The organism is Rhodospirillales bacterium (assembly GCA_020638175.1).
Classification (GTDB): domain Bacteria; phylum Pseudomonadota; class Alphaproteobacteria; order Micavibrionales; family Micavibrionaceae; genus JACKJA01.
Map to the genome: position 1 here is coordinate 1,140,101 of JACKJA010000002.1, position 15,578 is coordinate 1,155,678.

Consider the following 15,578-nt stretch of genomic DNA (forward strand, 5'->3'; position numbering starts at 1 on the left):
CTCGCCGGATTAATTTGTCTGAACCCTATCTGCAAATATTCCGGCCTGCAATCCTTACTTATTGAAATAAAGGATAAAATTAATGTGGATGAGTTTGCGGGCGGGCTTGTTAAGAGGCGAATCGGGATGCTAGCTTGACCGCATGCTAAAGAAATACCCCGTGAGCCGAAGGATTCGGTGTCGCATATTATCAATTTGGTAAGGTTTTTTTGGAATAATTAGGATTGTATCCGTGTGACTGCCGTTAAGCGGCGTAAGGAAATAGCCGGACTTGATATCACTCGGCAATAAGAACAATCCGCGCAAAAAAGCCCGGCCATACGGATAAAAGACCATGGGGAAGCGAGAGAGATTAGGGGAAACCTTCGTATGTCACGATTAAGGGAGAGCGGTAACGTATTTTTCACCTTGTTTGGTGCCGTTGCCCTTATTGGCGTTATCGGTGTAGCCACCGCCACTCTTGTCCGCGGCCCTCTCGGTACTGTTGTCTCTCTCAATCAAAAAGCCAAAGTCGACTCCCAGCTACAAATTGCCCGTAAGCTTGCCGCGCTTGATGCTGTCATGCGTACGGCCCCCCTGCCGGACTGTGATGGCGATACCTTCATTGAACCGACCTTGCCGGACACGGCGGGAACTTGCGGCACGATGCTGACCGGCGGGGGCTGTTTGCCCGCGACGACCAGCGCCGCGAAACAGGACGCCTGGGGCACCAGCGTCGGCTATTGCGGATGGGATCATGGTACGACAACCGGAGCCTGTCAGATTGGTTTGCTGGACGGGGATACTGCGGGCGGCGGAACCGTAATTGCGGTTATTTCCGCCGGTCCTAACCGGGTCTTTGAAACCAGTTGTGTGAATGACCCGACCTATGTCAACCGCGTGGCGGGCAGTGACGATATCATCTTCGAATGGACCTATGACGAGGCCTCCGACGGTGTCGGCGGCGGTTTGTGGTCTGTAAAATCGGGATCTTCCGATACGATCACCACCGATAAAAATCTTGAAATTTCCAGTGACGCTACCTTTAACAGCGGCACGACAACCTTCGAAAGCACCGCAGCTTTCGCAGCCGGCAGCGCACTCGATCTGTCGGCGGGCGGTCTGTTTAACCTGCCGACCAGCGCCAGCACAGGCACCCAGAATGCCGACTGCCGGGTTGGCGGCGGCGCCAACGATGGTGTTTTGCGGATTGATATCGGGGCCGGGAATCAGGTTTTACAGATTTGTGATTCGGCCGTTCCGGTGGGAACCGATCCTGATGGCTGGATGGATGTGGCCTCGACCGGTGCGGTCGGCGCGATCGGCGCGGACGGGACGATCCAGTTCGCCGAAGCCGGTGTCATGCAGGGGGATTCGGCTAATCTCTTCTGGGATAACACAGCCAAAGAACTAGGCGTTGGAACGAATGCGCCGGGCTACACGCTTGATGTCGCCGGTACGGGGAACATAACCGGGGCGGTAACGCTGGGCAGCACGCTGGGCGTAACCGGCGCGACAACGCTCTCTACCCTGAACGCCACGGGCGCTGTTGATTTTGACAGTACGCTGAATGTCGATAGTACGATATCCGGCGGTGTCGATAATGTTGTTGATATTGCGGATGGTCTGGATGTCACCGGGGACACGTCTTTGGGCGGGACACTGGATGTCGCCAGCGATGTTAACGTGAACGGCGGCAAATTTACGATTGATTCGGCAACCGGAAACACCGCTATAGCCGGGGACGTTAATGTCGGCGCGGGCAATTTCACCGTCACCGGCGCAACCGGCAATACGGATATCGCGGGTACGCTGACTGTTGACGGCATCACAACGCTTAACAACAATCTGAACGTTGTCGGCGGCGCTTCGGCGGTTGATTTCGATGGAACGCTGAACGTTGACGGCACGACGACAATTACTAATGCCAACCTGAACGTTGTCGGCGGCGCTTCGGCGGTTGATTTTGACGGAACGCTGAACGTTGACGGCGCGGCGACGCTCACCAGTTCTCTGGATGTCAGCTCCTTTGTCGAGGTTGGTTATAATGCTGCCGTTCTGGCGGCTGGGTGTGCCGGGCAAAACGGCCGTCTGGAATACGAAGGCACAACCCACACCATGCTTCTTTGTGTCAACGGCACATGGGAATCAATCGCGGCCTCTGGCGGGGGCGGTAGCGGCTCTGGTGGTTTGTGGAGCAACGATGGTCCCGAAGGGCCGGCGGAAATTTACTATAACGGCGGCAATGTCGGGATCGGCACCAATAACCCCAGCTCTTTGCTGAACATCAGCGGCGGCGACGCTGCGTTCAATGATTCCAACCTGTTTGTTACCGGCACCCATACCGGCACGCCGGGCATGCCGGTGACCGGCGCAGGCACCCGTCTGGTCTTCCACCCGGCGATGAGCGCTTTCCGCGCTGGCTACGTGAATGGGGCGCAATGGGATGACGGCAATATCGGTGCCTATTCGGTGGCGATGGGATCGAACGTAGTGGCAAGCGGAAATTACAGTGTAGCCATGGGATCTCTTGTGACGGCCAGTGGTCTTAATAGTACGGCCTTGGGCAGCGCTACGACGGCCAGTGCTGCGAGCAGCGTGGCCATGGGAATAGGGACATTAGCCAGTGGACCTTCAAGTGTGGCCATGGGTGAAGCGACGGCGGCCAGTGGGCAAGCGGGCGTCGCGATGGGGCAGGAAGTCAATGTCGGCGGCAATAATTCATTTGGTCTGGGGCTGGGGAACGCAAGCGGTGCGCCACCACAGGTATCAGGAAGCAATGCGCTGGGAATTTTCATGGGCGATCAATCTGGTTTAAATCTCGCCACCGGCAGTACCATGGGCCTGTTCGGCGGCAAACTGATGATCGACCCGAGTGTCCCGGCGACCCAGCTCGCGACCAGCGCCGCTTTGACCGTCGATATCGAGGGCGATATCGGTGCGATCCAGTATTGTGATGAGCTTGGCGCCAACTGTTTCACGGCGGCCAGTATTACAGGCGGGGCCGTTGGAGCGCCGGGTAACAACCGCGAAGTGATTTTTAACTCCGGCGGTGTTCTGGGGACGCATACGGATTTTGTCTTTAGCAGCGCCGGGTATCTGGGCCTCGGTACGGCCAACCCGACCGAAATGCTTTATGTTTCCGGAAACAGCTACGTTGTCGGGAATTCCGTAGTCGGCGGCACGCTGGGGGTCACCGGGGCAACAACGCTGGGCAGCACGCTGGGCGTAACGGGAGTCGCAACCTTTAGTGACGACATCGTGGCCAAGGCCGGGGCGCAAGCGGATCCATCCGTGACTTTCACGGGCAGCACGACAACGGGTATCTTTAGCCCCGCCGTCAATGAGTTCGGTGTAACGACCAACGGCACCGAAGCCCTGCGGGTCGACAGCTCTGGCAACCTGCTGGTGGGGACGCAAACCGTCAGCGGTACACTTCTGGCCGATATAGAAGGCCAGGTGGGGGCCACCGAATATTGTGATGAAGGGGGCGCTAACTGTTTCACGGCTGCCGATGTGGCCAGTGGAGCGCTCGGCAACCCCGGCGATGACCGCGAAGTGTTCTTTAATAGCAGCGGCCAGCTTTGGACGAATGACAATTTTGTTTTCACCAGCGCCGGGTATCTGGGCCTCGGCACGGCCACGCCCGCTGCAATGTTGGATGTAACGGGGCGGCTGGTCACGCATGGTACGCATACAGGATTTTCCAATGTTCCGATTAGTGGAGCGGGGTCGCGGATGTTTTTTGATCCAGCTACCGGAGCTTTGCGGGCTGGAAATGTTACCGGGGCGCAATGGGATAATGGCAGTATTGGCGTGTATAGCACGGCTTTGGGCCAAAATACGATAGCCAGTGATAACAGTAGCTTTGCTGCCGGGTGGACAACGACGGCCAGCGGTGCTCAAAGCATGGCCTTGGGGAGGTCAACAACCGCTGCGGGAATCGCCAGCTTTGCTGTTGGCCGTGATGCACAGGCGAACGCCAACAGCTCATTTGCTTTTGGCCTGGGAACCGCCAGTGGCGTAGCGCCACAGGTTTCAGCAGCCTCGTCTCTGGGGATCTTCATGGGCGATCAATCGGGCTATAATCTGGCCACGGCCAATCGCATGGCTCTGGTTGGCGGCGATTTCCTGATTGACGATGACGGTAGTGCGGGCTCACAGGGCTGTTTCCGTTATGACGGCGGCACCGGCAAACTGCAATATTCCCACGACTGCACGACCTACAGCAGTTTTGGCGACTCGTCGGCTATCACGGCACCGGGCAGCGACACGCAAATCATCTACAATTCCGGCAACCAGCTCTGGGCTGACAGCAAGTTTGTCTACACGGCGGCTGGTGATTTGATTGTGGGGTCTGACCAACTTGATGACACGACGACAGGAACCGAAGACAACCGCTTGTTCTTTGATACATCCAGAGGGGTCTTCCGCGCCGGTAGTGTTGACGGCGCACAATGGGATATTGCCAGCGCTGGCCTGTATAGCGTTGCGATGGGCCGCAACACGATCGCCAGCGGCCTGCGCAGCGTTGCCATAGGTAACGTAACCTCGGCCACCGGTGAACAATCGGTTGCCATGGGGAACACCACGGTCGCCAGCGGCGATAATTCCTTTGCCATGGGGTGGGAAACCGATGCAGGCGGCCGGGGCAGCGTTGCTCTGGGAACGCAAGCCGATGTCACCGCAGACCGAAGCTTTGCCTTTGGACTGGGAGCCCCCGTAGGCGTCGATCCGGTTGTGTCCGCTACAAATTCTTTCGGTATTTTCTTTGGCGACCAGAGCGCCGTTGACCTTTCTTCATCCAACACCATGGGCCTGTTTGGCGGGAAAATGGTGATTGACCCGAACGTCCCGGCGACCCAGCTTTACGCGCGCGGCGTTCTGGATCTCGGTGCGGCGACGGATGCGGTTGTACTCCCGGGCGGGACGACGGCCCAGCAGCCGGCGGCGGCGGTCAACGGTATGATCCGCTACAATACCGAAAATGATAAATTCGAAGCCTTCCAGGGCGGTGTCTGGGAAGACATTATTACCTCCGCCGTGGCGGGTGGTGCTTCGGCCCCCGACCGCGGAGTGCAGTTTAACTCCGGCGGTGATTTCGCAGCCGAAGCCAACTTTACCTACACCTCCGTCGGCGACTTCATTGTCGGCTCTTACCAAACGGATGATACCGGCACCGGCAGCGAAGATTACCGCATGTTCTTCGATGTCTCCAAAGGCGCGTTCCGGGCGGGTACGGCGTCAGGTGCACAGTGGGATGATGCAAGTGTAGGATCAAACAGTTTTGCGTTTGGTTATGATACAACGGCTAGTGGCTGGGTAAGTATAGCCGGGGGACAAAACTCTGTTGCCAGTGGCGATGATGGTGCTATCGCTATAGGGAGTGGGACGACAGCCAGCGGGTTTACAAGTGTTGCATTGGGTAACCTGACAACAGCCAGCAATACCTCTAGTGTGGCGCTGGGAAATTCAACAACGGCTAGCGGAGTTGCCGGTGTGGCGATGGGAGAAGCAACAACGGCCAGCGGTAATGTCAGCATGGCGATGGGGCAGGAAGTTAAGGCAACGGGAACAAATACCGTAGCTATTGGCCTGTCGGATCAGACCAATACCGATGCCAATCGGCCACAGGTTAGTGGTGCAGGGTCGCTTGGTATCTTTATGGATCAGACAGACTTTTACGATCTTTCGGCAACAGATACCTTCGCGATTATCGGCGGAGAGATTATGATCGATGATGATGGTAATTCAGATACATCCCACGGCTGTTTCCGGTTTGATGATGCCTCTGGCAAACTGCAGTACTCCCACGACTGCACGACCTACAGTACCTTTGGCGATGCGTCCTCCGTCACCGCGCCGGGCAGCGACACGCAAATCATCTACAATTCCGGCAACCAGCTCTGGGCCGATGTGAACTTCAATTACACCTCCGTCGGTGACTTCATCGTTGGTTCATACCAGATTGAGGATACCGGCACCGGATTCGAAGACAAACGCATGTTCTTCGATGTATCCAAAGGCGCATTCCGGGCCGGAGCCGCAGCCGGAAATCAGTGGGATTATGCTAGCTCTGGATTGTATAGCGCCGCATTTGGACGTAACACGATTGCGAGTGGAATGTGGAGTATGGCAGCCGGTAATGGAACGACGGCGAGCGGAAACAGCAGTACAGCCATGGGTAGTTCTTCGACGGCCAGTGGTACGTACAGTGTGGCGATAGGTGAAAATGCGGCGGCAAGCGGGAGCAGCAGCGTTGCATTAGGCCGCAATACAGTCGCAAGTCAGAATTATGCCACAGCCATAGGCAACGGTTCCGTGGCGAGCGGAATCGGAAGCACGGCTATGGGCTTTATCACAACAGCCAGTGGTGCAAATAGTATGGCTATGGGCAGTAGTACAACCGCCAGCGGTGATACAAGCACCACGATGGGCAGCAACACAACCGCCGGTGGGGCGAATAGCATAGCCATCGGGCAAGAAGTCAAAGCCACAGGTGTGCAAAACACCATGGCCATCGGTTTAGCAGACCAGACCGCCGTCGATGCCAACCGTCCGCAGGTTTCCGGCGAAGGTTCTCTGGGTATCTTCATGGATCAGGTTGATACCTATGATCTGTCCGATACCGATACGCTCGGTGTGATCGGCGGCAAGATCATGATCGATGATGACGGTACGTCTCCGGCCACGCGCGGCTGTTTCCGGTTTGATGATGCCAGCGGCAAACTGCAATACTCTCACGATTGCACAAGCTACGCCACCTTCGGCGATGCGTCCTCCGTCACAGCACCGGGCAGCGACACGCAAATCATCTACAATTCCGGCAACCAGCTCTGGGCCGATGTGAACTTCAATTACACCTCCGTCGGTGACCTCATCGTTGGTTCTTATCAAACGGATGATACCGGCACCGGCAGCGAAGATTCCCGCATGTTCTTTGATACCTCCAAAGGGGCATTCCGCGCGGGACGGGTAACCGGCGCGCAATGGGATAACGCGAATGTCGGCCAGTATAGTGTGGCAATTGGGATTGAAACGATGGCGAACGCATTTGGCAGCGTAGCCATAGGTGCTAATGCAACGAGTACTGGGTGGGGAAGTGCAGCTATAGGGCTGAATACGACGGCCAGCGCAGATTACGGAGCGATGGCAATGGGTAACGAAGTCAAGGCTGCCGGCGTACAATACACAATGGCCATCGGCCTGTCCGACCAAACAAACACCGATGCCAACCGTCCGCAGGTTTCCGGCGAAGGTTCTCTGGGTATCTTCATGGATCAGGTTGATTTATACGATCTGTCCGCCACCGATACGCTGGGCATTATCGGCGGCGGGATAATGATCGACAGCGACGGCTCCGGCGACACACCGGCCACATCGCTGCAAACCGACGGCACAATCAAAATGGGCTGGGGTAATGAATCCTGCGACGCCAGCCGCGAAGGGGCCATCCATTACAATTCTGGCGATAACAACTTCTATCTCTGTAAGACCGCAGGCTCATGGAGCGTGATCGCGACCGGCACGCCGTCTGCCGCCGCCCCCGACCGTGGCGTCCAGTTTAACTCCGGCGGTAACTTCGCGGCGGAGGCCAACTTCACCTACACCTCCGTCGGTGACTTCATTGTCGGGTCATACCAGACGGGCGATACCGGCACCGGCAGCGAAGATTCCCGAATGTTCTTCGACGTCTCTAAAGGCGCGTTTAGGGCAGGGCAGGCGGCTGCAGACGAATGGGACGATGCCAATGTAGGCACTGCAAGTATGGCAATGGGTTGGAATGCCAAAGCTTCAGGAATATCCAGTATGGCGTTTGGGCCAACAGCAACGGCAAGTGCCAGCAGCGCGGTTGCTGTGGGAGCAGGGACAACCGCCAGCGCAAGTTTCAGCACGGCCCTTGGAAAAGATACGACGGCAAGTGCAAGTTACAGTACGGCCATGGGCTACACCACGACTGCCAGCGGACAATACAGTATTGCCGCAGGTCGTCAAACAAACGCTGTCGGCGATAACAGCGTGGCCATGGGCTACATCACGACTGCAAATGGTATATCCTCAATCGCCTTGGGAAATAGTTTAAGTGCAAATGGAAATTACAGCTTGGCCACAGGTACAAATACGAATGCCAGCGGCAATGTCAGCACAGCTCTTGGTGGATACACCACCGCAAGCGGTTTTTACAGCTTTGCCGCCGGTGGAAATAACATTGCTGCCGGGGATTACAGCACGGCTCTGGGACGGGAAGTAAATATTACGGCTACAGGTGATTATTCCATGGGGATTGGTCTCGTTTCATCGGTTGTTTTCCCTGATCCCCAGATTTCCGGCCAACAGTCTTTGGGAATATTCATGGGGAATCAGGCCGGAATTGACTTTGCCTCATCCAACACCATGGGTCTGTTTGGTGGCCGGATGGTCATTGATCCGGCGGTCCCGGCGACGAACCTGTTTGCCTCGACGGGTGAACAGCTTCTCGAACTTGATGTTGCGGGCGATATTGGTGCCCAGAATTATTGTGATGATGCCGGGAACGACTGCTTCACCGCCGCTGGAATTGCTCTGTTGGCGGGCGGTTCTGTCCCGGCCCATGGTAGTGATACGCAAATCCAGTACAACAGCGGCAACCAGTTCTGGAGCGATGCCAACTTCACTTATACCAGTGTCGGCGACCTGATCGTCGGGTCGTACCAGATTGAAGATACCGGTACGGGCAGCGAGGACGTCCGCATGTACTTCGATGTTTCCAAAGGGGCCTTCCGTGCAGGTAAGGCAATTGGAACTCACTGGGATTACACCAGCACAGGACTCTATAGTGTCGCCTTTGGCCAAAACACAGTCGCAAGTAACATTAATAGCGTAGCCATGGGGGTATTGGCGACGGCGAGCGGGCTTACATCGACCGCTATCGGGGCCAGTGCGAAGGCGAGCGGTAATTACAGCGTAGCGATTGGTCAAACGACACAAGCAACAGGACAAAGCAGCGTGGTGCTTGGACACGGTTCGGTGGCCAGCGGGTTAGATAGTTTCTCATTCGGCCAGTTGGCAACGGCGAGCGGTAATTACAGCCAGGCCTTTGGGATATCTACAACAGCCAGCGGTGCGAAAAGCACCACAATGGGGGCGAATGTCATCGCCGGTAATGGCACGGCGGCAAACGGCCTCGGTGATGGTTCTTTTGCATTTGGCTTGATGGACGATGCGGTCGCAATCACCACCAAACCACAAGTCACCGGTATCCAGTCCTTCGGTATCTTTATGGGCGATCAGGACGGCGGGATTGATCTGGCCTCCGCCAACACCATGGGTCTGTTCGGCGGGCGGATGGTCATCGATCCGGCGGTCCCGGCGACGGATATGGTGGCTGATGTGGCTCTGGATGTGAACGGCACGATCAAGGTTGCCGACGGTGGCGAGAGCTGCGCGGCGAGCACGGCCGGGGGTATCCGCTACGGCTCCAACAGCCTTTACTACTGTGACGGCACGACGTGGCAAACCATTGCTAACGGCGGCGATACGGGCCTGTGGACGGATAACACGACACATATTTCGTACGAAAGCGCTCACATCGTCAAGATTGGCCAGACATCGACAACGACCGGTCTGGATGGTGATGGTGGCCGCATGTTCTATGACCCGAACAAATCGGCAATGCGCGGCGGAGCAATTAGCGGCGCTAACGACGCTTGGCAAGACGCCAACATCGGAGCATACAGCCTAGCGTGGGGAGAAAACAATGAAGCCAATCAGTCTAGTACAATTGCACTAGGTTCCGGGAATACGGCTGGTGCAACAACAGCAGGAGGCGCCGCGATTGCAATCGGTACAAATAACATAGCCGGCGGAGTAGGGGCGACAGGTGGAATTGCTATAGGAAGAGGAGGCACTTCGACAGGGGACTGGTCCATTGTTTTGGGAAGCTACAATGTAGCGTCTCGTCACCCGTCTTATGCCTTTGGTGAATATAATACGGCTAGTGGAGATCATACCTTCGCTCTTGGCTACTACAATACAGCCTCAACACATGGGGCATACAACATGGCCATCGGCCGTGAAGCGCAGGTCAGCGGAACAAGCTCCATGGCCATCGGCGTTGGTAACCCTGCAGACGGCAGTCGCCCAATCGTCTCTGGCGACAATGCTTTAGGGATATTTATGGACGCACAAGACGGTATTAACTTCGCCTCCGCCAACACGATGGGACTATTCGGTGGTAAAATGGTCATCGATCCGGCGGTTCCGGCGACGCAGCTGACGGCGCGGGGCGTTCTGGATCTGGGCGCGGCGACCGATGCGATTGTCCTGCCGGCCGGTGCCACGGGTGATCGCCCGACCGCCGGTGTCAACGGGATGCTGCGTTACAACTCGACCAGCGGTAAATTCGAAGGCTATCAGGCCGGCAGCTGGCAAGACATTGTCACCGGCGCGGCGGGGGGATCGGCCAGTGCCCCTGATCGTGGTATCCAGTTTAATTCTGGCGGTGACTTCACGGCCGAATCCACGTTCACTTATACATCTGTTGGGCGTCTCGGTTTGGGAACGGCTGATCCTGATTATGGCTTACATGTGAAATATAATGGCCCTGTTCCTGAACTTGGCATAGATTCCGGTAACGCGAATTGGACGACATGGTCTTGGATACGCGGTATGCACCTTGGCCAGAGCGTTGCCATGCGCTTTAAAGGTAATACCGGTCCCTATTATTTCATGGGTTCAAAAAATGATAGCTTCTTTATGGGGACGGCGACCGTTGATGACAACACGGCCCCCCCAAGCTACCACTTTACAATGAGTTCTGCGGGGAATATCGGTCTGGGGACAGGCTTGAATCTCCCCGTTACCCAGTTGGACGTTAATGGAACAGTTAAAATCGCCTATGGCGGCGAGAGCTGTGCCGCCAGTACGGAAGGCGCAATCCGCTACGACAGTGGTTCCTCCATCATGGAGCTGTGTGACGGCGCCAGCTGGCTGGCGATCAACACCGGCGTCGGTGGTAAATGGGCCGACGGCGCGGGCGGCGATATCTACTATAACTCTGGCAATGTCGGTATTGGCACCGGCACACCGGGCAGCGAGCTCGAAGTGGTCGGGGTTGTGCAGGCCGATGGCTTGTTGCTTGATGGTGTCACAGGGCTGCCCGATCCGACGACCAACCTTGTTGATGTTCTGAACGATCTGTCCGACACCAGCGTGGCGGCCCCGTCGAGCGGCGATGTTCTGACATGGAACGGCTCGAACTGGGTGAACTCGGCCGTGGCGGGCGGCCTGTGGACAGCCGGTACAGGCGATGATATTTACTACAACTCCGGTACGCCGATGGTCGGGATCGGAACGACGGATCCGGTTGTATCCCTTGACCTCGGCAGCACCACTGATGCGATCCTGTTGCCGTCCGGCGTGACGGGCGATCGTCCGGGAACCGGCGTCAATGGTATGCTGCGTTACAACTCGACCAGCGGCAAGTTCGAAGGCTATCAGGCCGGCAGCTGGCAAGATATTGTCACCGGCGCGGCCGGTGGATCTGTCGCCGCTCCCGGCCGCGGCATCCAGTTCAACAGCGGCGGCAGCTTTGCAGCCGAAGCCAACTTTACCTATACCAGCGTCGGTGACCTGATTGTCGGGTCTTATCAGACCGGTGACACCGGCAACGCTGCTGAAGATAACCGCATGTTCTTTGATAAATCCAAAGGCGCGTTCCGGGCGGGGACAGTATCGGGTGCGCAGTGGGATGATGCCAATATTGGACAATATAGCCTAGCGATGGGAGTTGATACCACTGCCAGCGGTTATGCCAGCACCGCAATGGGTGATAGTACTACCGCCAGCAATACTAGCAGTACCGCGATGGGTTCCAGTACCACTGCCAGCGGGTGGACCGCCATAGCACTGGGGAACAGTTCAACTGCCAGCGGGAATTCAAGCACCGCGATGGGGGGGCACACGACAGCCAGTGGAGAACGCAGCACCGCAATGGGATCGTTCACAACAGCCAGCGGCTTCGCCAGTACCGCAATGGGTAGTTATACGAGCTCTGGCGCTTATTCTATGGCTATCGGTTTGAGTAGCGTGAACCCGGCCACAGATCCCACAGTTACTGGCCAGCAATCCTTGGGTATCTTCATGGGCAACCAGAATGCTGTTGCCTTGTCCTCATCCAACACCATGGGCCTGTTCGGTGGTAAATTCGTGATCGATCCGGCGATCCCGGCGACGAATTTGAGCGCCGATACAGCTCTGGAAATCGAGGGCACGCTGAAAATTGCTTACGGCGGCGAAAGCTGTGATGCGGCGCGGGCCGGGGCGATCCGCTACGACAGCGGCAGCGGCCAGTTCGACCTTTGTGATGGCGTATCCGGCTGGCTGTCGATCGCCACTAGCTCCGGCGGTTCGAAATGGCAGGATGGTGCTGCCGGCGCAATCTACTACAACTCCGGCAATGTCGGCGTCGGCACGGCAACCCCCGCTGAAGCGGTCGATGTCGTTGGCTCTGTACAGGTTTCAGACAGCATTATCATTACCGGCACCACCGGCGCTGCGCCGACCAGCAACCTTGTTGATGTTCTGGATGATCTGTCCGACACCAGCGTGGCGGCCCCGTCGAGCGGCGATGTCCTGACATGGAACGGCACGAACTGGGTGAGCTCGGCCGTGGCAGGCGGCGTCTGGAGCGCCGGTGCGGGCGATGATATTTACTACAACTCCGGTACGCCGATGGTCGGGATCGGGACAACCAACCCGACGGTGACCCTTGATGTTGTCGGGGATATCCAATACACCGGCAGCCTGACCGACTTGTCCGACCGTCGCTTGAAAACCGATATTACGCCTCTGGATACCGCCGATATGGTGGCCAAGCTGATGCAGGTCGACACCTATTCCTTCCGTATGAAAGACGATCCGAAAGGGGCGCTGGAATTCGGGGTCATGGCCCAGGAACTGGAAACTGTCTTCCCCGAACTGGTTAAAACCGCGGATGATGAGATGGGCACCAAGTCGGTCAATTACATCGGCCTGATTGCGCCGTTGATCGAAACGACACAGGCATTGAAAGCCGAGAATGACGACCTGCGCGCCGCGCTGGATGAAATGAAAGCGCAGCAAAATGCTGAATTCGAAGACGCGCTGGATGAACTCCGTCGCGAAGTCAAAGGGCTGAAAGCCTACACCGGGTACGGCATTGACCGGGCCTCGTTCGAAGGCTGGATGCTCTGGGCGCTGCTGGCGGCGCTGGCGGGCGGAGCCGGGCTGTCTTTTGCCGCCGGGGCGCTGCGCCGCCGCCGGACGTAAGGGGGGCTGGATGTCATTGTCTGATACGTCATTGCGAGCACAGCGACTTGTCCGCCGAAGCCCGGAGGGTGAAGGAGGAAGCAATCCCTCGCCACAATTATCCCGTCATTGCGAGAACCCCGGACCTGATCCGGGGGGCGCGGCAATCCAGAGTCAAAATGACAAGCGCATAGATTGCTTCGTCAGGCCGGCGGCCTTTCTCGCAATGACCGTTATTCTATTTCTTCTTCTGCCATCAACCGCCCATGCCGCCTGTTCCAGCCCGGCCGGTGTTGAGGGCGAAATCACCTATTTAACCGACGAATCCATGATGCAGTATTGCGACGGTACCAACTGGATCGCGATGGGCCGGAAGGGGAACGACCCGGCGGCGTCCTGTTCCACCATCGGCGACACCTGCCCGGATGGCAGTGTGTATGCCGGTTTGACACCCGATGGCAATGTGCCGATGTACACCACGCCTGCCGATGCGCCGAGTCTGATGACTTGGAACGACGGTTCATCGAACTGGGTGGATACCGCGATGGTGAACTGTACCGATGCCACGCCGGGTACGGCCGCGTCGTGCCAGACGGGCGCAGCCAACACGGCGTTGCTGGTGGCGCTGAACGGTTCGGGGACGCCCGCCCCTTACGCGGCGGCGGAATATTGCGCCGGGCTTTCAGCGTACGGGCATGCGGATTGGTATCTCCCGGCACAGGATGAACTGGACGTGCTGTATGACGCCAAGAATGCGGGTGATTTGAACGGCACCTTCAATGAAACCGGTTCGTTGCCCGCCGGGTGGTACTGGTCTTCCTCGGAGAACGCTAACGGCTATGCGCGGCTCCAGAGATTCAGTGACGGCAGCCAGAGCAACGGCATCCTCAGTAAGGACTATGGGCTCGCCGTCCGCTGTGTTCGTAAAGGAAGCCCAGGCGGGAACCTGTCATCTGGCCTCGTCGGTTACTGGAAACTCGATGAAACCAGCGGCACCATCGCGGCGGACAGCTCCGGCAATGGCAACAACGGCACGATGGCCGGCGGCCTCGACGCCACCAACGATTCCGTCACCGGCAAAATCGGTACGGCGCTGGATTTTGATGGGACGGATGATTACATCGACACGAATAACAATTCTTCACTCGATGATTTGAGTAATCTTACGTACGCCGCTTGGATTAAGGGGAGCGGCGCCATTCTAACAAAAAAGTCAAATCCCGGAGGTAACGAATCTTTTCAATCATGGCCCACAGGGATTACCTTTGTTGTTGCCAATTCGTTCGGCTCATCCGCTGGAACCGCAAAATCTATAGATGTCGCATCTGCAGATACATGGAATCATGTCGTAGGCACTTACGACAGAAGTGGAGATAAGAAGCTCCGGATATATCTCAACGGCACAGAGGTCAATTATTCGGAACAAGATACTTTGACGTTCTCATTGGACTTGGATTTTAACTTCGATTTTCAGATTGGTTGGAATGAATTTTCAGGAGGTAGTAATTTCACAGGCTCCATCGACGATGTCCGCATCTACAACCGCGCCTTGTCTTCTTCCGAAATCGGGCAGCTTTATTGTCAGGGCGTGCCGGGGAAAATCGAATACGACGCCGACGATCACGTGATGCAGTTTTGTTCGGACCAAGGGCTGCATCCGATGGGGAAACCCGGTTCCGACCCGGCGGCGTCCTGTTCCAACATCGGTGATCTTTGCCCCGACGGGAGCGTTTATGCCGGCCTGACGCCGGACGGTAATGTGCCGATGTATGTACCACGTTGTGATATCGGTATGAGCTGGGACGGAACAAGCTGTTCCGGAGCGAGATCATTTTTGCCATGGAATAATGGAAACGCGGCAAATTATGTAACGACCAGCCAGACCAGCACTATCACGGGACGGTTAAATACATCCAATATAATTACTCTCGATTCGGATAGTGGTGTTGCGGGAACTCAACCTCACCAAGCGGCACAAAGCTGTGAAGATTTGAATGTGAATGGCCACATGGATTGGTATCTGCCGGCAAAGGATGAATTGAATGTCCTTTATACCAACCGTGCAGCCATTGGTGAGTTGAGTACTGGTGGAGATTCTTACTGGTCATCTACGGAAGTCAATAACGGATTTTCTCTAAGGCAGCGTTTTAGTGACGGCGCTCAACTGACGCCGTGGAAGAGTAATGTAAATGCCATTCGCTGCGTGCGCACCGGCTCGCCCGGTGGCTGCACCAACCCAACCGCACCGGAAGGTGAAATGACCTACAACCAGACATTCAACACCATGCAATATTGCAATGGCACGCAGTGGATTGCGATCGGGAAATGATAGA

The 15,578-nt window shown here is 56.7% G+C and carries 2 protein-coding genes; both read left to right on the forward strand.

Annotated elements, in window-relative coordinates; genetic code table 11:
* Positions 1-369 precede the first annotated feature (369 nt).
* Positions 370-13,266 carry a tail fiber domain-containing protein gene (locus tag H6868_05590; protein MCB9988796.1) on the forward strand — a complete coding sequence of 4,299 codons (12,897 nt, stop codon included), beginning with the start codon at positions 370-372 and terminating at the stop codon, positions 13,264-13,266.
* A gap of 205 nt (positions 13,267-13,471) precedes the next feature.
* Positions 13,472-15,574: a DUF1566 domain-containing protein gene (locus H6868_05595; protein ID MCB9988797.1), complete on the forward strand. Its 2,103-nt coding sequence runs from the start codon at positions 13,472-13,474 to the stop codon at positions 15,572-15,574.
* Positions 15,575-15,578: the final 4 nt, after the last annotated feature.